Here is a 22,586-nt window from a genome sequence, read left to right as displayed (position 1 = left end):
TTGTGTTATCATTTTTATAAGGAAACAGATATTAAATATACTTGCAGCAGTGCTGGATATTTTCAAATTATTTACATAGTTGATTATCGTTAACCACCTTGTGTAGAAGTGCTGAAATATGCCCTTTAAAGTCTTTCGCGGTATGTGTTTTCTGTTTTTTTGTAAATCAACTTGATCTTATTTATTCGTAATTGACTGTCGGTAGGGCCTGACTGGTCTGATCAATAGCGGTGTAACTTGAAAGGATTGTTTTTATCTGTACAATATGTCTGCTATTATGGTTAACCAGAAAGCGGAAGGTATCTCCGAGACGGATTTTTATCCATTTATTGATGGAAATATTTGTTCGGATTCTGTTGAGATCTTTTGATTTTGCCTGCTCAAGTAATTGAAGGAAGTTCTCCTGTTGTTCCAAAAAGACAACAAGCACATTTTTGTCCAATTGCTTATATATAGGATCCATCTCCTGGAATGTCTTCATTTTGTTGGGCCGATCTTTTGGAAGTATACTTTTTGCGAAATAGTTTCCTAGAAGGCCGCTGCTGAAATAGCTTGCTGCTTTCGATTGACTAGCCACCATTCTTCTTGAAATTTCGGGCAAATAGAAGTTTCCATAAAGATTGAGATGTGCGATACACTCTAAAATATTCCATGAGCCTTTATGGGGCCGTTTATTGAGATCGTCTAATGACAGGGTTTTCAACGATTCAACAAAAGCCATATGTTCCCTTGTTTGTGTGCTGAGCTGTTCAAGTAATGCTAGAGATTTATATTCCATTTTCGTTTTTTTGATAAAATACACGAAAAAAAACTGTAAAAAAATTGATTGAACTCAAGATTTACTGATCCGTGAAAAAGTTTCAGGTGTCATCCTCAGATAGTTAGCAATATGTTTATTGGGAATAATTTGGAATAAGAGAGGGTTTCTCTTAAAAACACGTTCATATCGGATTTTAGGGGAGTCCTGCAATAGATCCTGTTCTCTTTCAAGCTGTTGCTTCACCAGTCCCTCTAATATGTTTATGTAAAGTGAAGTGTTCTCATGACTGTCATAGACGAAATGCATAAAATCTTCTTTTTCCGCAACTAATACCTCAGTTTTCTTGATGGCCTGAATAACAAAATCTGAATTGCAACCATCAAAGAAGGAGTCCATGGCCACGATAAGATCTCCAGTATAACCTAGCCGGATAATCTGTTCGGCATCTAGTTGGAAGATGGAAATTTTAAGGCTGCCTTTTTTTATGAAATATATTTTTGAGTCTACAGTTCCGCTGCTTTTGACCAGTTCATTCCGCTTGAATGTAAGTGTTTTCTTAAAAACGGCAGGTGTAATTAGATCTTTGAATACAGTCATGTCTGATGTTGCTTTAATGAATGGAGCTCTCATAATGATGAAAATTACTCCTGTTATCCTCCTTCAAATATGGAGTCTTAGGCCACAAATATGGTCGGGCTCCAGACTAATATGGATTTCTGAATAAAAAGTAAATATTTATTTTCAGATTTACAGCAGTAAATTGAAATCTTAAGCTCATAAAGGTGATAATGAGTAGTTAAACTCACTGTGTGAAGCCTTTGGAGGTTGAGATAAAATGTAAATAGGAATGATTAGCTAAAAATAATATTTTAAAATTATGTTTAAATTTTTCAAAGAATTATTGAGTGCAGCAAAGGAGGGAGTAAACGAAGCGCGGGAGGAACTCGCACAGGAAGCGGAATTGGATAAAGCCAAAAGCCCGCAAATTAATAGTAAGGATATGTTGAACAATATTCCTTATGAAGAGCAATTTGGTACAGCATTGGGAGCGGCATTCCGCGTTATAGTATTTGGCGATTGGTTTACCGTATTTGGTAGTGCTGGTGACGATGGAACTTATCCTGTTCATCTATATCAGTTCGGGAATTATCCCAAACAGGCGGAGTACCGCGACGAACTGGTGAAACTATTGAAAAGAGACTTCGCCATTACAGATATCGAAAGCTGCCTCCAAATATTAGCGGCATATTTTAACTTGCTCGGAATTAAGACAGGGGGGACCGTTCTGGAAGGTCGGGAAGATCAAATCGACAGCAGAAGCTGGGACATCAGCAAACCTGGTGTGGATGCACTTGTTATTACTGTTAGCAGTCATATCACGACTGCTGCAGCTGATATAGGGTATCTGCAAAAATCAGCCGCTTTGGACATACTGAAAAACCTTTCTTCCTATGCAAGATCGCACTTTAAGGATTGGCACACATTCTCCGAAAAATTTTTGGAGGGAGAACATTATGTTGGGCTGAACAATAAGATAGGGAAATCTTATTTGAAAAGATATATTGGCTATTTAAGGGAAAAGATAGGCAGCCCTTGGAATAATATTGATTGGAACAAGGAACCAGTCCAAGATGCTGTGCTGTCAGCTATTGCCTGGACATTTCAGGCCAAGTCGTATCATAGCTCCCAGGAGTTTGATGCCGATGTTGCGGAGTATCAGCGTGATATTTTAGCTGATCGGGCACAGTGGGATGCCAATGAAATTGTGGTCGATGCTCCTGAAATTGAACTGTGTTATATGTGCTGGATCAAGGGAATGGAAGATTTGAATCCCAATGAGATACTATTGGATGATGAAGAAGAGGCTTTTGATGAGGATAATGGAGATGATGGATGTTTTCAAGTGGAAATATGCGCCCGAATCCAAGCTTCCAATGGGAAGAATTTTACCGCACTGGACCTATTGTATCAAATGGAGAAACAATTGATAGGCAAGGAACTGGGGGATCACATATTCTTTGAAGGGCTTGATCGTGTCGAGAATAACTCCGGCGATACACCCCTGTATTATATCAGCTTAGGAAGCTAGTCTTTCTATCTCGATAAACGGAAATACGTATCATACCATCAATCACTCAATGCTTGTCATTGAGTGATTTTTTATGTTCCCATCTCGATATCATCCCAATCTGCATCTTTGTCGATAAGCCATTCCAATGCTTTTCGGCGCTCATAGACGAGTCCCTCATTGATCAGCGCTTGTTTTCCCTTTAGCCTCTCATCGACACAATACCAATGTAAGCGATAATAAAAATCTAGCATGGTGTAAATTTTATTATCGTTTCTTAATGACGACAGACGATCAATTTTTTCATTATTTTCATTGCGTTCGAGGTTTGGTAACAACGAAGCCATATGGTCGCCGCACCATGTTGTTTCATCCAAATTATTGACTAATTCAGTTGCCCACATCAATGCCCAGAGACCTTCAAGGTACCATCTTAATGAACTAAGTTCACGGTCTGAAAGTGCGTTGTTATCCTTTTGTAGAATTTCCTGTTCCCATTTCGATAAATGTTTGGTCAGCCCATGATGGTCGATCCAGTTCCTGATAATTTCTACCGGAGCTTCAAAGGATATATTGATCAACGCATTCATGACAGATATTCTCCCTCTTACTACATCGATGCTTCTGGTATTCGGATCCTCTAAAATTGGTAGCCAAGCTGTAAAGCGGTAATTTTTGGCCTCTATTTGTTTGATATTTGCCTCTTTTATGGCATTCTTTTCTTCTATAGTCATACTTTTTAACAATGATTTTCATTTAAATAGCCGGATTTCTTCGCTGAAAATTTATACATAGTTGCATTAATCTTCATCTTCAAATGTATCCTGTTCTAAAGCAAATAACTTCCTTATCTTATTTAAATAATCCATCGATTTTGATTTTAACAGTACCTAAAATAGCTAATTCAGCAGTAAAATGAAACCTTCGGCCCATCTTATTTCCCCGTCTGCCATGAAAATCTTCATATTGAATTAAATTTGATATTTTTGTGCTGCTAATTAATTACCGAATTACATATTTAGACGTTTTTTTTGATGTCGGGAGTGAAAGGTAAGTTTCGTTTAAAAGAGAAGAATGTATTTGTACCTTATATTTTTGATAGGCTTAACGCTATTCATTGTACTATTTAGCCTAATTTTCAGGAAGTGTACTGCTGGATTTAAACCTAAAAATAATCAGATCAGTTATGAAGCTTCAGCTGATTTGGTAGGAGAAAAGATCCGAAAGATTTCTTCCCGCCCTTTCCTGTTTGGCTTGGAAGATAATTTTGTCAGTGATGAAGATTTCTATTTTGATGATATAAACTTTTATGCTATCGATAATAAACAGCAGAGAAAGGCGGTTTTCCCGCTAACGGATATAATAGAACTGAGCAAGACTTCGATAACAATCGGTAATCATAAGGTTTGGCAAGTCACTATCCATGGGGTTGACAATCACAAAATAATATTTAAGTTTACGCACAACTATACCCTATGGAATAAAGACTTCTTTAAATTTTATAAGAAAATAGAGCAAGCAAATCCCACTGCGATAAAATCGAAATGGAGTCTTTGGACAATGTAGAGGAAATGAAGCTTATCCCAATTTGAGAATAACCTTTTCATTTTGATATTATTTTTCTTATTAAAAACTTTGTGAAATAAATTTATATAACTGTATTTCAGTTGTTTATTTAATTTTTTTTGTTTTGGAATGTTGTTTGGCTTATGCCAGTAACAATGGATAACAAGTATTCATAAAAACAATACAATGGAAGCAAGAAAAAAAATGGATGAAGGACAGACAGTGGATTTTGTTTCCGCTGTCATCCCGGAGTTGAATCTTAGACTAAGGAAAACCGAACTTAAAAAGGACTACAAAAATATTGTCAATGTCATATCTCAGTTTGCTGAGGATGTCATTTATGCCAAAGATTGGCGCCGTTTCGAATGGGCAATGCAGGTCATGGCTTATGTACTTGAGCGCGGAACTTCAGAACTCCAGATTATAATAAAGGGATTACTTCCAAAGACCTTCTCCAGATTTAAAAAAGCATGTAACACGATTGAATGGAGTTACCTCGAGGCCCGTTTGCCGCTTTCGATACAACAACTTATTCTTCCAGAGGGTACTAATGACAAAGAGAAAAACAAACCAGGCGAATACTATTCCTATGAAAATAACTAATGTAAATATGCGTGGGGTCCGTATCGTCGATTGCAAGCCAAAATTCGTATTACAGCTGGCGAAATTTAATATCGGATTTATAAAAAGCTATTGAATAACAATGATGTTTAAACCGCTTATAGTAATATATGATGAATATAAAGCAAGCTCAGGAAATAATTGTTTCGGTGATACCATCGGCGCAAACAGAAATTTCGAAGCCAGAAAATGCTGGGAATCCAATCTCAACAATCCGCATCCTTACATCTTATATCGAAAAGATGATCGAGCAGGGACGCGAGGAAGAGTTGGGTAAAGCACTACATCTGATGGAATATATCCACGAAAAAGGGGAGCGGAGACTCCAAAATGCAGTGGAGAATATATTTGTTTTCTCATTGGACAGTATTTTGACAGCCTGCCCCGAACTTCAGCGTGGAACGGTGACAGGCAAGATTCCTATCGGAATTTATACCGCTTATATCAATCAGATGTATAGATCAGGCTACTAAACCTGATCTATATTAAAACAATTCTCCCATTTATTGATTTCCAATAACCCTGTTCTAGTAGCTTATCAATTGAAGTATTGATAATGTTATCAATTTGAGCGCCGGTCTTAGAAAAGGCAAAGGCTCTGGCTGTGGCGCGTACAAGATCCTCTCTTAAAAGACTGAGACTGTTGTCCATGACCTCGATAAGTGCAATCTCTATTTCCTCAGGTGCAATATCTTCGATCGCTCGTTTTTCGAGGTTATTGTCGCGGTAGTATGTCAGCACTGTGGCCGATTGTTCCTGATCCCAATAAAAACTTTGATGGGAAAGCTCCTCCTTTACTCCAGGCAATTTTCTCGTCAGTTCAGTTAGATACTGGACAAGTTTTGATGTAGCTCTTGTGGTGTTCCATAAACGTAGTACTTTGCGAAAGAGATGGTTTTGACTGATTGGAGATTCCGTACGGATAATCTTCTGGATCTGATCATTCAATACCGTTCGATAGGCCACATCATAAATTAATTCAGGACTTGCTGTTGTCATTGGATTGATTTTGGCGCTTACATAAGGTTTCATTTTAGATGAAACAATTGCATCATCGGATATCACTGAAAGAGTGGTTTTCGATTGCGCTTGGGAAGCATCGATGACGATAGGCTCTTTTGCCGTTGTATCATTTACGATGCGTTGAATTTCCGCTTTAACGTCATTCAGTATTTTATCTCTGTTTTTTATCCAATCTAAGGTCCAGATGCGGTAAATATTCCAACCCAGTGATTGCAGCACATTCGGAATCAGCAATTCCCTGTCATTTGTTGTCTGTGTATTGAAATAGTTTTTCCCGTCAACCAATATCCCCAAAATATACTGATGAGCATGTATCGGATCCACAATACCAATATCAACGCGATAGCCCGAAGTACCTATATTTGTTTTCACTTTTATACCGTGTCGGTCTAAATATTTCGCGATCGATTGGATGAGCGTATATTTTTCCTGGTCATGGGCTACTGCTTCAGCTGTTTGCAATAGGCCTCTTTCAGCGAAGTTCAAAAAAGCTTTTAGTCCCTCCACACCAGCCGAACTAGTGCGGTTTAAATCAATCTGATCTCCCTTTAGTGAGGAGAAAACACGCATTTCGTATCGGGCCCGAGTCACAGCGACATTGAGCCTGCGCCAGCCGCCATCACGATTTAAAGGTCCAAAATTCATCGAAACCTTGCCATCTTCGTCTGGGCCGTAGCCGATGGAAAATAGAATAAAATCACGTTCGTCGCCCTGGACATTTTCTAAATTTTTAATAAAAATAGGTTCATCTCCCTGTAGTGCCGTTTCTTCTAAGTTGGGATGCGCTGAGAATAATGACTGCAATAAATCTTCAATTAAATTCTGCTGCGTTTGACTAAAAGTCACCACGCCCAATGAACGATGGGGACGATGTTCCAAATGCTGTTTTATATATTGGATAACTGCCTCAGCTTCCTTTAGGTTTGTTCGGGTTTTCCCTTTGTCATAATGACCATCGATAAATTGAAAACTTACTTTCTTATCCTGATCGTCATGGGAAGGAAATGTTAGCAATTTGTTCTCATAAAAATTGGAGTTACTGAAAGAAATAAGACTTTCATGTTTACTACGGTAATGACGCAATAGGTATTTCGATGGAATGGACAAGGCGAGGGTATCATCCAGGATGCTTTCCAGATCTTCTAATTCCAGATGATCTTCATCAATTTTGTTGTTAGCAAAGAAGCTCGTTGGTGGCATTTGTTTTGGATCACCCACAATAATGGCCTGTTTAGCCCTGGCAAGGGCGCTGATTGCTTCTGATGTCGGTAGCTGCGATGCTTCATCAAAAATAACCAGATCGAAATGATCAGTGTTTACATCAAAATATTGGGCGACCGAAATTGGACTCATCAGCATGCAGGGTTTGAGTCGCGGAAGTAATGTCGAAATCTGATCAAATAAACGACGGATACTGACTCCACGACCTCGATTTCGGATCGCACGTTGTAAGATTCCAATTTCCGAACTATGAACTGCTTCTTGAGAGAGGTTGGGGATTTTGTTGCTGAGCTCTAAAACCAATTGCTCCCGTACCAATCGGGTAAACTCTTGATGAAGTGTTTTGTATTGTAAAATCTGTGCCTCATATACAGCTGCATCAAAACCATTTAAAATGCTGGACTGATCCAAAGAATTTACAAAGTAATTAAGATGCAATACACTTTCCATATCCATGCTCAGTGCATCTTTATTGATTTTGTTCGATTCAAGTAGATCAATCAACCAGGATAGTCCCAGCTTTATGCCCTGATCCTTATAATAATTGTATCGGATCCAGTCTTCAAGTTGATCTAAATCTTGTTTTATTTGGTTTAAAGCATCAACTTCTGGAATATGAACTAAAAATGCCGAAATGGCCTGATGCCTATCTGCGTAATTTTGGAGCGTTAAAATAATGGCCGGTATTCTCAACTTTAGATCTATATGTGCGAGTATATAGTTTAACCAAGATTGAAAGTTTTCAAATTTGAGCTGTTGCGCCAGTTCATTGAATGCATGTAGTTCTTGCTGATGCTGTTGCAGTGTAGCTAAATTATAGGTATTGCCTATGCGATAATAACTCGTCGCATCGGTTATCGGATAAAATTGCGGTTCCGCTAAATTCTTTGAGACCAGATCGAAGGAATTTTTCTGATAAAAGAACTGATCAATCTGCTGTTCGGAAGTGATTTTGTTTGTAGCAAAACCATTTAAGATTTTTTTTACTTTACGTTGTTTCAACCATTTGGGCAAAAACCATGAATGTTTTGACTGATTCCAGGTGGATTCAATCAGATTCCAGTCTGTCGTAAATATTCGGTTGCCAAAATCTGTAACAAGCGCATTTTCTAATGTCTGTTTTTGGCTTTGCAATTCAACCCAATGATCAAGTAAATTCTTTTGGCGAACATCAAAGTAGACATTTACTATAGTCTGATGCGCCGAAAAGTGAGTGATCTTTTCGAGAAGTGAACATAGCGAAGCCTTGTTTTCTATCCAATTCTTCGTAAGATTTAATTGCAGATCCGAGAGGGCTTTTGTTGCCTCAGAGTCTGCCTGTATATAATCTTCGATAGATTTCTCGATATTATTTTTGTGAGCAAAGTTCTGATCTTTCAAATGGATCAAGTGCAATGGGTGCTTGTCAATCGCTGGTAATTTATGCGTTAATTCTCCGAAAGGGATTGCCCAGTCCTGCCAATTATTCCAGGTCTTTTTGTCAATATGTTCCAGTTGCAAGGATAGCAACCAGTCCGCGTTGATTTCGATATGATGACTGTCCAAATAAGAAACGGAATCATACAGGCTCCAACCCACTGCAAAGGGCTGATGTAATGAGTCAACATATTGACTTAATGTTGCTTTACGTTGATCGATACGTTGCGCTTCTTCCTGAAAATCGATATGACTTTGATACTTGGGTGTTTCCAGACTCTGTTCCAATTGCCGTAGGACATCTGATTTTTTGGATTTATTTGAATGTAATTCTAAACAGAAGGAACCTAAACCAATTTTTTCCAAACGGCGATGTACCACATCCAAAGCAGCCTTTTTAGCAGCGACAAAAAGAACTTTCTTGTCATTCGCTAGTGCATTTGCGATAATATTGGTTATGGTCTGGGATTTACCAGTACCTGGAGGACCATGTAATACAAAGCTTTTATTCGCATTTGAGTGACGTACAGCTTCAAGTTGTGAATTGTCGGTTGGAATGGGTAATGTTAACAAGGAAGAGGGGAGCTGCTCCAGATTTTCCGAATCACCGGTGATATCCAACATGTCTGAAAGTCGCCCGTCAATCAAGCTCTTTACAATGGTGCTTTTTTTAATTTCTTCTGCATATTTGGTTAGATCTTGCCATAGAATAAGCTTGTTAAAAGAGAAGTTTCCAAGAACAACCTGTTCCTGAATATCCCATCCTTCCAGATTTAAAATAGACTTTCTTAAAATGGCGAATACTTTTTGTACGTCAACTCCCGACTCATCCATTGGTAGCACTTCCAGTGCATTGAGGTTAAGCTTAAATTCCTGTTTGAGATACTCCAACAGTGTAATATTGATCATGGCCTCCTCTTCACGGCTGCGGAGTGTAAACTTGGTGTTAACAGATCTGCGTGATAATTCAACAGGAATCAATAGGATGGGGGCAAGTCTAGGCTGTTGATTGGTTTTGGGTTCAAACCACTTCAATAAACCGACTCCTAGATACAAGGTGCTCTTTCCATTCTCCTCTTCTGCCAATTTCGCATTGCGGTACAGGTGTGTTAAGATAATATCCAGATCATCCTGATGATAAAGTGTCAACAGGCGATTGTATCTGAATTCATCGTCAGCAAGCTTGAATAATGGCTCGGAAGAATGCAAGGGCTCTAAATAAAGATTGTAACGACGTAAAACCTCTTGACTGTTGTTGGGATGTATTGTAAGTGATTTTCCATTTGATAGATGATCTTCCAAGAGATCTGTTTTCAGATCTACTATTTGCAACATACTTTTAGTGAACCGGAGGTTCAATAGGTTATTTCTGAGGGAAAGATCGAGTAGCTTTCGTTCCCAGATTTTTTGTTTTGTTAGATCTTTGACTTCACTGAGAACGAGATCCAGTTTGTTGTCATCGATATTAAAATAATCGATAGCCTGTTTTTTTGCTAATCCAGCAGTATTCTTTATTGCTGCGTTGTTCAGCTCGTCCTTTCCTGTAAAAGGTAAGGGAAGGATCCCATGTGAACGGGCATGTTTGATATCGAGGGATAAAATAAAGTTGTTTGCATGTAATAGCTGCGTTTCGGCGATGTTCATTGCTTCCCGCATGGTATAGGCATTTCCTCTACATAAATGAGTAGACTCGATCAAAGTGATATCATCAATGCCATGCGCGATCCGTTTTGAAATAGCGGCTTGATCATAATTGACAACAGCTTCTAGCCGTTGATCGCTGAGCCAAACGCCAATAAATGCATGCCCTCGAGTGACAATAAGAATTGGATTCAGATCGATAGCTTCCAGACAGGCTGCAAATAGTAGCGAGATATCGATACAGTTTCCAAACTTAGTTTCCCAGATCTGATCGACCAGACGAATACGCTGACCTTCAGTTTCAAAACTTGCAGGCATGGCACTGTAGGTAATGTTGATATTTAGAATAGCCTGATATAGGGCCATTACTTCCTGCAGGACACGATCCTTGCTATTGGCTTGATAGCCCAAAAACGCTGGCGTTAACCTATTTTTCTCAAGAATTTTGACCGCCTCTGCTTTAATCGTATAGATGATATCGTGATTAGGCAAAACGTAAGAAGCCAATAACTCGGGATATTTACTTAATCCGCTAAAGTAATCCATCGGTAATACATTTACGGTGAATTTTTGCTGATATAAGATTTCATTTTTAGAATAAATCGTACAGGTAAGCGTATCCAAATCTTTCTCTACCAGATTCCGGATAAATGGAATATTATAGTCGAAATCTAAATTTTCCAGTGTTACTGGTGTTCCTTCCAAAAACCTGTCTATATAAAATGTGTAGGGGCTGAACAATCCGATTTCAGAAGTAATCTCAATTTTTATCTGTTCAATATCCTTTGTAACTGCGGTGATCTTTATTTTTTCCACCAGCGACAGATTATGGAAACAGAAGCTATAATTAAAGCGAGAGGCTTTCTCTATTGCAACCTGAAAACAAGCATTAGTTTCGATCATTTTAAAAAAAAATATATTAGTTTAAAGATATAGAAAATTTATATACTCCCAATTGCTTTATACGCTATTTCTAGATGTCGTTTTGAGTGTAATTTTTGGCAAAATATATAAAGGAAGCATCTTTAATTTTGTGTCAGATTTAATAAGTGATTTAAGATGAAAAAATTATATACCTCCCTTATTGGCGTAATGTTAGCTGTATTGACCAATGTTGGCATGGCACAGGCTCATAAAACACAGGTCTTGGTTCTTATTCATTCCGATAAAGGCGGAACGTATGAATTAGCCAAGGAAGTTGCAAAAGGTGTTGAGCGTACTGGCAAGGTACAGGCTGTTGTTAAACTTGTGAAACCATCATCTGATCCAAAGCTAAGTAGTCTTGCAGTGGCGACAGTAGAAGAACTGCCTAATTACGACGGGATAGCATTTGGATCACCTGTTTATTTTGGTAATGTAAGTACAGCAATGAGCGAGTTCCTGTCCAAAACAGTAGACCTGTGGTCTCAGCACGCTTTGGAGGGCATCCCCGCTACAGTGTTTATGTCTGCAGGGAGTGGTGCAGGAAAGGAATTGGCATTGCAGTCATTCTGGAATAGTCTAGCTGTACATGGGATGATTCTGGTTCCTACCGGTATCATGGGGAATGACAAAATAGATAAATCCATTCCACAGGGAAATACAGTCTTGGGGACAACAAGTCTCGCTTCATTGACAGCTACCGAAAGACCAAGCAAAAGTGAGCGTTATCTGGCCGAGCTGCAGGGAATGAACTTTGCGAAGGTTGCCTTAGGTCTAGCGGGTACAAGGGACAATAAGGCTCTTGATAAAAAAAGTAGCCCAGCTAATCCGGATGTGGTATCAATCCATAATCGGTTACGGGAAAAGAATATTGTACTTCCAAAAGTACCCCAACCGGCAGGGAATTATCAACCTTATGTCCGTTCGGGAAATTTGGTCTTTATTAATCAGGTCGCACTCAAGGATGGTAAAATATTTAAACCCGGAAAATTAGGGGTAGGAGTAAGTGAGCAGGAGGTGAAGGAAGCGACCGAAATAACAATGCTTAATGTACTTTCTGTTCTTAATGAGGCGGTCGGTGGAGATCTAAACCGAGTCAAACGATGTGTACAGTTAACAGGAATTTTCAATACGAAAGACGATTATAATAAACATGCCGACCTGATGAACGTGGCATCCAATTTGGCTGTTACGGCCTTTGGCGAAAAAGGGAAACATGCCCGGGCGACTTTTGGAGCGTCATCTTTACCTGTAAATTCATCTGTAGAGATACAAGCAGTCTTCGAAATTGAATAGTTAGATAGCTGTTCGTTAGAGATAGCTGTGAAAATCGATTGAGGGATCTTTCTGACCAATAAACCGAGTGTAGCTAGCTTATGGATACCTTAATAAAAAAATGGCTCAATAAAAAATAGACAATTAAAAAAATGCCAATGTGATAAACATTGGCATTACCTTATACGTCCTATAAAGTTTCAGGGATGTTATTTTTTAACTTCACCTTTATATTTTACTGCACCATTTACATATAAATCTGATTTATCAGCATCATATTTATAGGTATCCTTTTGGTATGTATTGTTTTCAGTTTTGTCCAAAATAATCGTTGTTTTATTGTCGTCTGGTAAAAATAACTCCATTTTGGATTTATCATCATTAGCGACAACAAATGTACTGATGACAGCATCACCTTCCTTAACATCAACAGGATTCAGACGTGTTCCTACGTTAAAGACCTGAATACATCCCTGTTTAACTTCACTCCAGGTTTGGCCTGCGCCAACAAGACATCCATGTTCATCCTTATCTCCGCCGATAGATGGTGTTTCTTCTTTGGCCAGACTGTCTGTTTTCTCAGCAGACTTTGGTTGCTGTGCATTATTACATCCTGCAAATAGGATAACACATAGTGCTAAAAATGCAATTTTTTTCATTTTAATCGGTTTTTTATATGTTTTGTCGTGCAGTGCAATAAATATACCATACTTGTCAAATTGATCCCTTTGTTTGAAAAAATTAAGTGAACCATAAATATTGCCATAGGGCAAGTTAATTTAATACGCCGTTTATTAATATTGCATTGTAGCTAATATTGCCTGTCAACCATAGCTTTATGCTGGCCGAAGGCAAATGCCGAAATATATATTCAATAGGCGGTAGAAATTAATAAACGGATCGCATTTAATCTAAAAATATAACATATGGAAGACGCAAACCCAAGAAAAAATCCCCTTGTTTCAGTTGTTTTGGTGGAAAAACCGCTCGAAGATGTCTGGGAACACTGGATCGGATCAGCGTCCATAAGACAATGGAATATTCCATTCGATGATTGGCATTGTCCGGATGTAGAGAACGATTTTAGGGAAGGTGGTCAGTTTAATTTTCGAATGGAACGGCGAGATGATCATGAAGGCTTTGATTATCGTGGGGTGTATGATCGTATTATTCCATTAGAATATATTGAAAGTACCAGTGGCGGAAGAAACTGTATTGTCGAATTTCAGGCTATAGATAATAATACGATTATAAGGGAGACGTTTGAACCAGATGCGGTGACAGCGCTGGATCTTCAGCAAAATTTCACCGACGCCGTTCTGACCAACTTTAAAAAATTTGTAGAAAGCAGATAAATCTAGATCTTAAATAGACGAAACTAATTAAATTGAACAATGAGCATGTTGAACAATCACTCAGGCTATGCAGCCGCTAACGGGATAAAGCTATACTATGAAATATATGGGGCCGGAAAGCCACTTGTGCTTATCCATGGCGGTGGTTCCTCAGGTTTTTTTGATTTTGAGGAGACCGTGACACGATTGAAGGATCGCTATCAATTGATTTTGCTGGATATGCAAAATCATGGTCGATCAGAGCATAGGACTGTTCCGGAAACATTTGAACAGGATGCAATGGATATTATCGCGGTGTTGGATTGCCTCGCGATCGATAAAGCCTCATTTTTAGGCTTCAGTAATGGCGCAACGACCATTTTGAAACTCGCTTCTCTTTTCCCGGATAGGGTAGACAAATTGATTGCTGCTTCGGGTAACACCAAAAGAGAGGGCTTGTTAGATGGCTTTTTTGATAGCATGTCGGCTTCTACGATTGAGGTTATGCCATCTTATTTGAAAGAAAATTTTTTGAAATTGAATCCGGATCCCGAAAAGTTTAAAAATATGTATGAAAAGGATAGCCAACGTATGATAAATTTCCAGGATTTTGAACCCGGTACCTTAGAAAACTTACCTTGTCCGGTATTTCTGATCGGAGGAGATCAGGACGTGGTCAAAGGGGAGCATTTGGCACAAATGCAACAGCAGATACCTGATGCACGGCTCATGGTTCTGCCCGCTAATCATGGTAATTATATGATGAAAGATTTTGATGGACAAATAGATAAAGGATTAATTGATTTTACTATCCTTCAGATTCAAAAATTCCTTGAGGCCGAATAACATCATCCTATTTAAGCTAAGTTCATTGGATTGAAGCGGTTTTAGTACAGCTGATGAGACACTTAACGGCGCATACTACGTTCCAAACTTCGTATGCGCTGTTGATTTTTACCATCAACACGTGAAGCAACGGCCCATATTGCTGCGGGCAACCAGCCCAAAATAGTAAGTTGGAGGATTAAACAAATAATTCCACTGAATATCTTACCTCTTAAAAAGAAGGATAACCAAGGAAGTAGTACAGCAATCAATATCATATCAAACGATTTATAAAAGAACTGTATAATAACCGAAAACAAGATCCTTTCATCTAGTTATACAGATAGCTTAAATGTACACAACAAAAATCGACAATAATATGCAAGAAAGCAAATAACGGTGTTGAAAATTGCTGCTATTTGCTTCAATATGAATTCTGTTGTCAAAAACACGATTACCAGTTTTCTGAATCATTATTTACCTCATAGCGGAAGATGTTAAGAAATCTTAAAATTTTCTGTTTCCAATCCCCTTTTGAAAATTCGGGGCAGGAGTGGCACCAATGTTGATGTTCCCCTGTCGAATATTTTTAGATGCAGTTTACAATAAGATAAATGACGGAACACATGAAAGAGAGCAAAAACATTATTGAGATCTTGGACAATAAATATAAAGCTTATTTGGAAGAAGACGGAAAATGGCTCAATGAAGGATTTAGGAACATTTTTATAGAAGGAGAAGCTAGTAGAAAGAATCTAAAAACATCGGTTTACCTGATGTTACCCGAAGAAATTAGGGAAGATGTAGATCTGCTATTATCGGACAACTTCAGCTAAAAGGAGACTAATCTACAGCAGATTTTTTAATGTAATCAATTTTTCCCCTGCTCCTCCTGGGGTTTGACCACATTCGCTATACCAAATCTTTTGATAGTCTGATAGATCTGCTGTTTCTCTTTTTTACTCAACACGTTTAACATCGTGAGTATCTCTTTTCCCTGTGTAGTTTCTAATTCGAGTCTTGTCCCTTCCCAGATACTTGCGGTTATCCGGATGTTGACAATTTGTACGAATGGAACAAACACTAATAAATCAAGGTCAGCAATGGCTTTTTTGAACGCATGTCTTGCGGGCATTCTTTTGAAATAAAATCCTCTTGTATCTGTTTTCGCCCGAACGGCTTTTTTGCTGTTCTTTAGCATCCAAAACCCGATCAGAATACATGTCAGCTTTAATGGTAGCCATGATATGGATCCCAAAAAAGGGGCAAAGTCTACCCATAATGTCCCTGTTCCAATGAGCACTAAAATAACAGCGATCGTGATTCTTTTCCAGTTCGGATGATAATAAATCTTTTCAGACTGCACCTCATTAACCATAAGCTCCTTATAAATGAAGATCTATTTTTTACTTTACGTAATCAACCTATTAATTGATCAATAGTAATGTAAAACGACAGATTATTTCGTAAATATAATAGTGTGTAACAGTCGATACCTCTTACATTTACAATTCGTCTGAAAAGATTTTATATTCGATCACACACCGAATTGTCTCAAGTGATGATCCATGTGTTTATACACAAAAATGCCAATTTGTTCCGTTTCCATTTTTCCGAAAAAATCATGGACGAAATCTGGATTTGAATAATGACCATAGGATTCAATTTGCTCCATCCAAGTTTTTTTCTGGGCGGTATCAATCTGACCCATATTATCCTTAACGGCAAAAATTCCAGCAGGCACATTTTTTTTCAGTGGCTTATCGTCTTTTATCATCCCCTTTAGGGCCATTTTTCCAAATATCTTCCCAAGAAATTCTTGCTTGTAATGATGTTTATCCCGACCAAGCACCCAATCATTCCAGATTGTACAATGTTTGATCATTTGATATACATTCATTTTTCCCCATTGTGCTGTGTTATTGGGGGTAAGGAGCTCGATTCTTTCGATCAGTTCTGCTCTTTCTGTGTTGTTGAATATTGTTTTCATCTTGTTTTTTTTGTAAAGTTAAGGCAGATATTGCCGATCATTACCACGTAAAAATGACATTTGAGGGTGGTTTTCGTGCCAAAAATATGTGTACATTTAAGAGAGAAAATAGAGGTGTACATAATTATTTGCAAATGAAACATATATCAGTCATTATCTATAACAATGTATTATCTACGGCAGTATCAACTACAGTCGCTTTACTCATGAGTGCAAATGAAGCTGCTTTAAAAAGAGGGATGCAGATACCATTTGAGATTGAATTAATTGGGGTTGATACAAAAACGGTGCAATCCATTCTCCCGATCCAGTTTTATTGTACGAGAATACTGGCGGAGGTCGCCCGAACGGATGTGGTTATTATTCCACCTATGAATATAGCCGCAAAGCAGATTGAATCATTTTTAGAAGACAACTGGGAGTTGATCGGTTGGATCAGAGATAAATATGAGCACAAAGCGGAAGTGATCAGTCTGTGCACCGGAGCCTATTTTTTGGCAGAAAGTGGATTGTTGGATGGAATGCCAGCAACCTCACATTGGGACGCTATTACGGATCTGGCAAGTCGATATCCCAAGATCCTGTTTAAACCAGATCATGTGGTCACGCATTCCAAAGCAATTATTACAGGCGGAGGTGGTTTTTCGGCATTAAATGCAATGCTCTATTTTATAGAAAAAAATTGTAGCAAAGAAATCGCCATCGAACTCAGTAAATTCTATGCATTGGATTATGGTCGTACCTCACAGAATATATTTTCAGTTTTCTCAGGGCAACGTCTTCACGATGATCAAGATATCCATAGAGCGCAAAGCTATATCGAAGAGAAAATTAAAGCAGACATTTCGGTAGAACAGATTGCTGACCACGTCAATATGAGCAAACGAAATTTTATTCGAAGATTTAAGAATGCAACCCGATTGAACCCGATAGAATATATACAGCGGACAAAGATAGAGGTCGCAAAAAAAGCATTGGAAATGGGGAACGCAAATATAGCTGATGTTACCTATAGTATCGGTTATAATGACTTAAAAACATTCCGCAGTTTATTCAAGAAAATAACGGGGTTAACACCCATAGATTATAGAAACAGATACAGGGGCCAATTTGAGGAAGTCTAAGGACTGGACTATCTGATATCTCAAATCTGGATGATAATGTGGATTCTTTTTACGAATATTTTTGCCTGTATAAATCAAAATATTTACTAAAATGAATTACCAAATTAAAAGAGCCAGTCTTGAAGACTTGAACGAGACCGCAGAATTGTTTAACCTTTATCGAATCTTTTACCGTCAGGAATCCGATCTGGAAAAAGGGAGACTATTTTTAAAAGAGCGGTTTCTGAATGACGAATCAATTGTTTTTCTAGCCGTTGCTGACGGTAAAGCCGTGGGATTTGTACAATTGTATAAACTGTTTCATTACACTAAGTTAGAAATGCAATGGTTGCTGAGCGATCTGTTTGTTCACCAAGATTATCGTGGTAAGGGACTTTCAGTTGCACTGATCGATCGGAGCAAAGAATGGTGTACCGAAACCGGTGCCTGTGGGTTAATGCTCGAAACAGAAAAAACAAATGACATTGGCAATACGCTATACCCTCGTTGCGGTTTTGAATACGATGGACTTCACAACTATTATCATTGGTGGAGTAAAAAGTAAACTGTATTTTGTCTAGTCTGAAAAATAATCTAATTATTTGGACTAGACATTTTAACTATTTTATGATTAAGAAAGTATCTGTTGACGATGATGATTGAGGTGGGCTAAATAATCTTCCATCAAAAAGGCAAGTGTTAGATCATTACATTTTCGCATTGTCAGGCTTTTAGTAATCAAAGTCTTGAATAGAAATAGAAGTTGCTTGTTGAGTGCTAACCATAGATCAAGCAGCTGTTTAGTTTCTGACTGCTGATAATTTGCATTTTCACAAAAGTCATCCTGTGTGTAAAAGATCTGTGGGTTTTCTTCAGATTGTGCTCTGATAAACCGGAGGTAGTTTGTCATGGCGCCATCGATCAGGTGCCCTAAAATTTCCTTCTTACTCCATTTTTCTGGAACTGGCTTCGCACTAAATGCTATGGTATCAATGGCAGATAGTTCGGTCGGGAAAGTAGCTATGCGCACTTCAAAGTCTTGTATAAAATCGTTCATTTTTATTGAATGTTAATATGATAATAGCTTATTGTTAAGCGATTGCAAGGATTGTTAATTTTTCAAAAAATAAATACTTTGTTTGAAATTTGACAAAACAATTTTACCGCAAGTCGTATTTAGAGATAAACTGTTATTGCAAATTAATAAATAGAAATTTATGAGCAGAAATCAATTTGTTTTTAAATCCATCTCTTGTTTTGGATTAATGGCATCCCTATGGTTGACGGGTTGTCAAAAGCAGGTATTATCGACGAATGAAGATGAAGCGGTGAATCGTTTGAATCAGTTAAATGCGCAGGCTGCCTCAGTAACGACAAATGCCGTTGTGGAATGGAACCAGGAACGTCAAAAAATAGACGGTTTTGGTGCCTTCGGGGGGCGTATTGTTCCTTTCTTTGAATCTCCGAAGAGAGATAGTATTTTGGACTATCTGTGGGGTAACTCGGGTTTGAAGTTGAATATATTGCGCGGTAAAGTATTACATACCTACCCATTCAATCAACAGAATAGGGTGGTGACCATTAAGCCTGCAGGGGTTGATATCGATGTCGCAGTGAGTAGCCCGGCTTATCAGGCCCTTTCGGCAGATGCGCGGGAGCATCTGGGACAGCTGTGGATTCTAAAAAAGGCTAAGGAAAGATTTCAGGTCCCGGTTATTATCGCGAGTACCTGGACACCGCCGCTTTATATGAAGACGAATCCCAATAGTATCAGTGGTAAATGGTTTAATGGACTTAATCTGAATACCTCATCGACGCTATTTGCCCGTTATCTGGCTGGTTTCGCTAAAGCCTATCAAAATGAAGGGATAACAATTAATGCTATATCGCCAACGAATGAACCTGAAAATGTGTTTTCGGATTGGGATGCATCTTATTGGGCTTCAAATAAACTTGGTGAGTTTGTCACTAACAACCTCAGACCAGCTTTAAATGAAGAAGGTTTGCAAAGTACCAAAATCATCGCTTCTGAAAATGCGGCTTGGGGTACTGCCAATACCTTCCTATCTGGAATGGACAGGAGTAATGTCGATATTCTGGCAGGACATGGTTACGTTGAAATTACAGAGTTGATCGGCGGAAAAAGAGGTTTCAACCAAAGCCCATCAAAGTGGACATTTTCCACAGGCGGCAAACCAATGTGGGTAACCGAAGCATCGGACGATGGCGGAAACTATGATGCTGGAATTGAAGGTGGATTGAAGCTTGCCGTTAATATGCACAAATTGCTGGCAGATTGTGATGCCAGTGCTTATGTCTTCTGGCTCGGGATGCTCGCATTCCAAAATAACGAGGCTTTGATCTGTACACGAAGTGATGGTTCGTTGGAATTTACCAAGGCTTATGATGTGATGGGGCATTATTCCAGATTTATTAAAGCGAATTACAAGCGTATCAACGTTGCGGTACAAAATGCCAATGGATTACTTATATCCGCGTATAAAGACCCGCAAACAGGTAAATTTGCGATGGTCGTGACAAATACAGGTAGTAGTAGTGTCCCGTTGGATATCAATCTGTCAGGTTTTGTGGGGGGACAATTATCCAATTATCAGACAACAGCGACCAGTGTAGGGCATTGGGGGCTCGCCGGTATTGTTGCGCCAACTGCAAGTGGTGTATATAGCTTAACTATTCCAGCAAAGAGCGTGTCGACACTCGAAGGAACCAAACAATAAGGATATAAACGGAAAAGAAGCAATCCGAAGAGTAAAAACACCCCCATGAGTAATGAATGTGTGAAAGAGGGGGGATACGAATAAAATAAAAGAAAATGGGTTGTCCGAAATCTTTTTTGGACAGCCCATTTTTCTTTCAAATTAATGCGCTGCGATTAATCCCATTTATTATTTGTCGAAATGGCATATTTACCTGCCCCCATAAATAGAAAACTCAATCCAATCAGCATGTAGATAACCAAAAGCTCCACTGCCCAGCCACCAAATTCATTTAATTTTAAGATATTACCGGTTTGAGCGAGACAAATAGCCGTAAGACAGTTAATAGCGAATACTACTCCGGCCAAACGTATGCGTAGACCAAGTATAATCATAATGGGGGCAATGATTTCGCCGACAAATACACCATTTGCAAAAAATGAGGGCAGTCCGATGCTGACGATGATGTCCCTAATGAACCCGATGCCATGGATTAATTTATTGATCCCGTAAACCAACATGGGACCGCCAATAGCTACTCTACTGATTAGAATGCCTAAATCAAGATTTTTTTTCATCTGTATAAATTTGTTTTTAAATTGTGATGAAGCTATCAGATTTATTCATCGAGTGTATGTTTTAAGTGGTATTCATGAACTCGCTTTGCTCGGTTATTCATTCCCCAATGTGATTGAATAAATCATGATGGCTTCATTATGTTATTTTTAAAAGTTGTGTTTTACAAAAGCGCCGATATTTTCCAGTGTTTTTTTACTGTTATTAAATTGGTCAAAATTGGATGCTAGTCCATACATAAGCTTGTTCTGTTTTAAGCCCAAACGTATAAATTGAAGTCCCCGCTGGTACATTTTGGTATTTACATTGCCGATAGCAAGTAAACTGAAATAAGCCTGTTTCTGTGCGGTTAAATAGGGTGTATACTCAAACGATAAGGACTGTTCGAGCGTAAATCCTTTTTGATAAGTGCTGCCTATAGTGTAAGAAAAAGACTGGGTAGGTTTGCTCACGCGATATTGTACAAAGGCGCTAAAGAAAGCTCCGGGATTTTTCATTCCAAAAGCTGCATTCAATGTGAATCGTTTATTAATCGTATAGGAAGCCGTATTTCTTATAAAAAAGATATTTTCTTTATCGTTTGTATATTCTGTATCAAAAAGCGATAGATTGTTGATTTTTAATTTGTCACCGATCTTGTAACTGACCTGATGCATATAGAAGTATGAACGATGTCCCAGGACGACCTCAGGTGTATAGGATAGTTGCTGAGCATGTGTCGCCACAGCAACCAAGGTAGAAAGTGCAAGTGTAATAGCTGTTGTCTTCATGTTCTCTCGTTTGAATTACGAGCAAAACTAGACAAGGCGGAGGGGATAAAAATTAAGAAATCTTAAGAAAGACGTGACAGGTGTTTTTTTCTCAAATAACTTAGGTATTCGACCGTAATCCCAAGATAAGAGGCAATCATATATTGCGGAAACCGTTGTTCAATTGTAGGATAGTCCGAGATAAATTTGCGGTATTTGGTATACGCATCAGATCGTACATTTTCGAAAGTACGTTCCTGTAAATTCATATAAGCATGCTGAATTTTCAATCGCCAAAACTCGGAGAGGGCAGGGACTTCTTTATACAATATTTCCAGATTGCGTTTGCTGATCTGTATGAGTGTGGTATCCTCATTTGCACGGATATATAGACGAGATGGTAATTCACTCAGGTAGCTATATAGATCATTGATCCACCAATGTTCTATCCCGAGTTGCGCAATATGTTCTTTGCCATTCTCCTCCATATAATAGGCATATAGACTTCCTTTTACAATGAATCGCATGTGTTTGGAAATCTGCCCCTCCTGAAGAACAAACTCTTTCCGTTTTACAACTTTTACCTCCAATTTTGGGAGAATGGACAGTATATCCGCTTCAGTGAGTGGCACAATTTCTTTGAAATGGTCGATCAATAGCGAACTGAAAGCGTCTAAATTCATATATCTTGATTAAAAACACCGATGGGCTTTATCGCAAAAATATCGCTTTTGTGGGTGTCTAAATAAGACGCAAATTTAAGCAAATTTAGTATTGATC

The 22,586-nt window shown here is 38.5% G+C and carries 23 protein-coding genes; 11 read left to right on the top strand and 12 right to left on the bottom strand.

The annotated features are described in order from the left end of the window. Positions 1–181: 181 nt before the first annotated feature. Together OGI71_RS09960 and OGI71_RS09955 are read right to left on the bottom strand one after the other, a co-directional pair. Positions 182–778 (bottom strand): DinB family protein, encoded by a 597-nt coding sequence (locus OGI71_RS09960; RefSeq protein ID WP_282255279.1) that lies wholly within the window; start codon positions 776–778, stop codon positions 182–184. A 54-nt stretch (positions 779–832) separates the two neighbouring features. After that, a complete protein-coding gene (locus OGI71_RS09955) occupies positions 833–1,390 on the bottom strand; it encodes a cyclic nucleotide-binding domain-containing protein (protein ID WP_282255278.1) in 558 nt (185 codons plus the stop codon). 247 nt (positions 1,391–1,637) lie between these two features. Here OGI71_RS09955 and OGI71_RS09950 point away from each other — a divergent pair, with 247 nt between their 5' ends. Beyond that, a complete protein-coding gene (locus tag OGI71_RS09950; RefSeq protein ID WP_282255277.1) occupies positions 1,638–2,849 on the top strand; it encodes a DUF1266 domain-containing protein in 1,212 nt (403 codons plus the stop codon). Positions 2,850–2,920: 71 nt separating this feature from the next. On the opposite strand, the gene OGI71_RS09945 is transcribed toward OGI71_RS09950, so the two are convergent. Further along, on the bottom strand, positions 2,921–3,562 hold the full coding sequence (locus tag OGI71_RS09945; protein WP_282255276.1) for a DUF4272 domain-containing protein: 642 nt from the start codon (positions 3,560–3,562) through the stop codon (positions 2,921–2,923). A gap of 340 nt (positions 3,563–3,902) precedes the next feature. Between OGI71_RS09945 and OGI71_RS09940 the strand changes: the two genes are divergently transcribed. The 3 genes from OGI71_RS09940 (at position 3,903) to OGI71_RS09930 (ending at position 5,488) form a co-directional block, all read left to right on the top strand. Beyond that, the gene (locus OGI71_RS09940; protein WP_282255275.1) at positions 3,903–4,394 is read left to right on the top strand and encodes a hypothetical protein; all 492 of its coding nucleotides are present in this window, start codon (positions 3,903–3,905) and stop codon (positions 4,392–4,394) included. Between the two features lie 186 nt (positions 4,395–4,580). Continuing rightward, complete coding sequence (locus tag OGI71_RS09935) at positions 4,581–4,997, top strand: hypothetical protein (RefSeq protein WP_282255274.1); 417 nt, start codon at positions 4,581–4,583, stop codon at positions 4,995–4,997. A 128-nt stretch (positions 4,998–5,125) separates the two neighbouring features. Then, positions 5,126–5,488 (top strand): hypothetical protein, encoded by a 363-nt coding sequence (locus OGI71_RS09930; protein ID WP_282255273.1) that lies wholly within the window; start codon positions 5,126–5,128, stop codon positions 5,486–5,488. A 7-nt stretch (positions 5,489–5,495) separates the two neighbouring features. Here OGI71_RS09930 and OGI71_RS09925 read toward each other — a convergent pair whose 3' ends face one another. Next, on the bottom strand, positions 5,496–11,219 hold the full coding sequence (locus tag OGI71_RS09925) for a DUF3320 domain-containing protein (protein WP_282255272.1): 5,724 nt from the start codon (positions 11,217–11,219) through the stop codon (positions 5,496–5,498). A 156-nt stretch (positions 11,220–11,375) separates the two neighbouring features. On the opposite strand from OGI71_RS09925, the gene OGI71_RS09920 reads away from it, so the two are divergent. Beyond that, a complete protein-coding gene (locus OGI71_RS09920; RefSeq protein ID WP_282255271.1) occupies positions 11,376–12,533 on the top strand; it encodes an Atu1372/SO_1960 family protein in 1,158 nt (385 codons plus the stop codon). Between the two features lie 188 nt (positions 12,534–12,721). On the opposite strand, the gene OGI71_RS09915 is transcribed toward OGI71_RS09920, so the two are convergent. Next, positions 12,722–13,171, bottom strand: coding sequence for a hypothetical protein (locus tag OGI71_RS09915; RefSeq protein ID WP_282255269.1), 450 nt, complete (start codon positions 13,169–13,171; stop codon positions 12,722–12,724). 267 nt (positions 13,172–13,438) lie between these two features. Here OGI71_RS09915 and OGI71_RS09910 point away from each other — a divergent pair, with 267 nt between their 5' ends. Further along, positions 13,439–13,867 carry an SRPBCC domain-containing protein gene (locus OGI71_RS09910; protein ID WP_282255268.1) on the top strand — a complete coding sequence of 143 codons (429 nt, stop codon included), beginning with the start codon at positions 13,439–13,441 and terminating at the stop codon, positions 13,865–13,867. A gap of 45 nt (positions 13,868–13,912) precedes the next feature. Further along, the gene (locus OGI71_RS09905; protein WP_282255266.1) at positions 13,913–14,692 is read left to right on the top strand and encodes an alpha/beta hydrolase; all 780 of its coding nucleotides are present in this window, start codon (positions 13,913–13,915) and stop codon (positions 14,690–14,692) included. A gap of 62 nt (positions 14,693–14,754) precedes the next feature. Here OGI71_RS09905 and OGI71_RS09900 read toward each other — a convergent pair whose 3' ends face one another. Then, positions 14,755–14,949 carry a YqaE/Pmp3 family membrane protein gene (locus OGI71_RS09900; RefSeq protein WP_077435067.1) on the bottom strand — a complete coding sequence of 65 codons (195 nt, stop codon included), beginning with the start codon at positions 14,947–14,949 and terminating at the stop codon, positions 14,755–14,757. Between the two features lie 348 nt (positions 14,950–15,297). Between OGI71_RS09900 and OGI71_RS09895 the strand changes: the two genes are divergently transcribed. Then, positions 15,298–15,507: a hypothetical protein gene (locus tag OGI71_RS09895; protein ID WP_282255265.1), complete on the top strand. Its 210-nt coding sequence runs from the start codon at positions 15,298–15,300 to the stop codon at positions 15,505–15,507. 35 nt (positions 15,508–15,542) lie between these two features. Here the strand turns inward: OGI71_RS09895 and OGI71_RS09890 are convergent, their stop codons facing one another. Both OGI71_RS09890 and OGI71_RS09885 read right to left on the bottom strand, forming a co-directional pair. Next, entirely contained in the window at positions 15,543–16,049 is a 507-nt protein-coding gene (locus OGI71_RS09890; RefSeq protein WP_282255264.1) for a hypothetical protein, read from the bottom strand. Between the two features lie 159 nt (positions 16,050–16,208). Next, positions 16,209–16,661, bottom strand: coding sequence for a DUF1569 domain-containing protein (locus tag OGI71_RS09885; protein WP_282255263.1), 453 nt, complete (start codon positions 16,659–16,661; stop codon positions 16,209–16,211). 134 nt (positions 16,662–16,795) lie between these two features. On the opposite strand from OGI71_RS09885, the gene OGI71_RS09880 reads away from it, so the two are divergent. Next, positions 16,796–17,785: a helix-turn-helix domain-containing protein gene (locus OGI71_RS09880; protein ID WP_282255262.1), complete on the top strand. Its 990-nt coding sequence runs from the start codon at positions 16,796–16,798 to the stop codon at positions 17,783–17,785. A gap of 91 nt (positions 17,786–17,876) precedes the next feature. Beyond that, on the top strand, positions 17,877–18,329 hold the full coding sequence (locus OGI71_RS09875; protein ID WP_282255261.1) for a GNAT family N-acetyltransferase: 453 nt from the start codon (positions 17,877–17,879) through the stop codon (positions 18,327–18,329). 66 nt (positions 18,330–18,395) lie between these two features. Here the strand turns inward: OGI71_RS09875 and OGI71_RS09870 are convergent, their stop codons facing one another. Then, positions 18,396–18,821: a DinB family protein gene (locus OGI71_RS09870; RefSeq protein ID WP_282255260.1), complete on the bottom strand. Its 426-nt coding sequence runs from the start codon at positions 18,819–18,821 to the stop codon at positions 18,396–18,398. 160 nt (positions 18,822–18,981) lie between these two features. Between OGI71_RS09870 and OGI71_RS09865 the strand changes: the two genes are divergently transcribed. Further along, on the top strand, positions 18,982–20,502 hold the full coding sequence (locus OGI71_RS09865; RefSeq protein WP_282255259.1) for a glycoside hydrolase: 1,521 nt from the start codon (positions 18,982–18,984) through the stop codon (positions 20,500–20,502). Between the two features lie 155 nt (positions 20,503–20,657). On the opposite strand, the gene OGI71_RS09860 is transcribed toward OGI71_RS09865, so the two are convergent. The 3 genes from OGI71_RS09860 to OGI71_RS09850 form a co-directional block, all read right to left on the bottom strand. After that, positions 20,658–21,059 (bottom strand): DoxX family protein, encoded by a 402-nt coding sequence (locus OGI71_RS09860; protein ID WP_282255258.1) that lies wholly within the window; start codon positions 21,057–21,059, stop codon positions 20,658–20,660. 147 nt (positions 21,060–21,206) lie between these two features. Then, a complete protein-coding gene (locus OGI71_RS09855) occupies positions 21,207–21,827 on the bottom strand; it encodes a hypothetical protein (protein WP_282255256.1) in 621 nt (206 codons plus the stop codon). A 62-nt stretch (positions 21,828–21,889) separates the two neighbouring features. Beyond that, positions 21,890–22,489, bottom strand: a complete 600-nt coding sequence (locus OGI71_RS09850; protein ID WP_282255254.1) for a Crp/Fnr family transcriptional regulator — start codon at positions 22,487–22,489, stop codon at positions 21,890–21,892. Positions 22,490–22,586 lie beyond the last annotated feature (97 nt).

The sequence above is a fragment of the Sphingobacterium sp. ML3W genome, assembly GCF_029542085.1.
Lineage (GTDB): Bacteria > Bacteroidota > Bacteroidia > Sphingobacteriales > Sphingobacteriaceae > Sphingobacterium.
This window is presented reverse-complemented; position numbering and strand designations above follow the sequence as displayed.

What these genes read in the sequence shown, in the direction of transcription:
- OGI71_RS09960 (WP_282255279.1), bottom strand. Translation starts at nt 778, where the DNA reads ATGGAATATAAATCTCTAGCATTACTTGAACAGCTCAGCACACAAACA.
- OGI71_RS09920 (WP_282255271.1), top strand. Translation starts at nt 11,376, where the DNA reads ATGAAAAAATTATATACCTCCCTTATTGGCGTAATGTTAGCTGTATTG.
- OGI71_RS09850 (WP_282255254.1), bottom strand. Translation starts at nt 22,489, where the DNA reads ATGAATTTAGACGCTTTCAGTTCGCTATTGATCGACCATTTCAAAGAA.
- OGI71_RS09905 (WP_282255266.1), top strand. Translation starts at nt 13,913, where the DNA reads ATGTTGAACAATCACTCAGGCTATGCAGCCGCTAACGGGATAAAGCTA.
- OGI71_RS09910 (WP_282255268.1), top strand. Translation starts at nt 13,439, where the DNA reads ATGGAAGACGCAAACCCAAGAAAAAATCCCCTTGTTTCAGTTGTTTTG.
- OGI71_RS09900 (WP_077435067.1), bottom strand. Translation starts at nt 14,949, where the DNA reads ATGATATTGATTGCTGTACTACTTCCTTGGTTATCCTTCTTTTTAAGA.
- OGI71_RS09890 (WP_282255264.1), bottom strand. Translation starts at nt 16,049, where the DNA reads ATGGTTAATGAGGTGCAGTCTGAAAAGATTTATTATCATCCGAACTGG.
- OGI71_RS09950 (WP_282255277.1), top strand. Translation starts at nt 1,638, where the DNA reads ATGTTTAAATTTTTCAAAGAATTATTGAGTGCAGCAAAGGAGGGAGTA.
- OGI71_RS09860 (WP_282255258.1), bottom strand. Translation starts at nt 21,059, where the DNA reads ATGAAAAAAAATCTTGATTTAGGCATTCTAATCAGTAGAGTAGCTATT.
- OGI71_RS09870 (WP_282255260.1), bottom strand. Translation starts at nt 18,821, where the DNA reads ATGAACGATTTTATACAAGACTTTGAAGTGCGCATAGCTACTTTCCCG.
- OGI71_RS09935 (WP_282255274.1), top strand. Translation starts at nt 4,581, where the DNA reads ATGGAAGCAAGAAAAAAAATGGATGAAGGACAGACAGTGGATTTTGTT.
- OGI71_RS09880 (WP_282255262.1), top strand. Translation starts at nt 16,796, where the DNA reads ATGAAACATATATCAGTCATTATCTATAACAATGTATTATCTACGGCA.
- OGI71_RS09925 (WP_282255272.1), bottom strand. Translation starts at nt 11,219, where the DNA reads ATGATCGAAACTAATGCTTGTTTTCAGGTTGCAATAGAGAAAGCCTCT.
- OGI71_RS09945 (WP_282255276.1), bottom strand. Translation starts at nt 3,562, where the DNA reads ATGACTATAGAAGAAAAGAATGCCATAAAAGAGGCAAATATCAAACAA.
- OGI71_RS09885 (WP_282255263.1), bottom strand. Translation starts at nt 16,661, where the DNA reads ATGAAAACAATATTCAACAACACAGAAAGAGCAGAACTGATCGAAAGA.
- OGI71_RS09855 (WP_282255256.1), bottom strand. Translation starts at nt 21,827, where the DNA reads ATGAAGACAACAGCTATTACACTTGCACTTTCTACCTTGGTTGCTGTG.
- OGI71_RS09865 (WP_282255259.1), top strand. Translation starts at nt 18,982, where the DNA reads ATGAGCAGAAATCAATTTGTTTTTAAATCCATCTCTTGTTTTGGATTA.
- OGI71_RS09955 (WP_282255278.1), bottom strand. Translation starts at nt 1,390, where the DNA reads ATGAGAGCTCCATTCATTAAAGCAACATCAGACATGACTGTATTCAAA.
- OGI71_RS09915 (WP_282255269.1), bottom strand. Translation starts at nt 13,171, where the DNA reads ATGAAAAAAATTGCATTTTTAGCACTATGTGTTATCCTATTTGCAGGA.
- OGI71_RS09895 (WP_282255265.1), top strand. Translation starts at nt 15,298, where the DNA reads ATGAAAGAGAGCAAAAACATTATTGAGATCTTGGACAATAAATATAAA.
- OGI71_RS09875 (WP_282255261.1), top strand. Translation starts at nt 17,877, where the DNA reads ATGAATTACCAAATTAAAAGAGCCAGTCTTGAAGACTTGAACGAGACC.
- OGI71_RS09930 (WP_282255273.1), top strand. Translation starts at nt 5,126, where the DNA reads ATGATGAATATAAAGCAAGCTCAGGAAATAATTGTTTCGGTGATACCA.
- OGI71_RS09940 (WP_282255275.1), top strand. Translation starts at nt 3,903, where the DNA reads ATGTATTTGTACCTTATATTTTTGATAGGCTTAACGCTATTCATTGTA.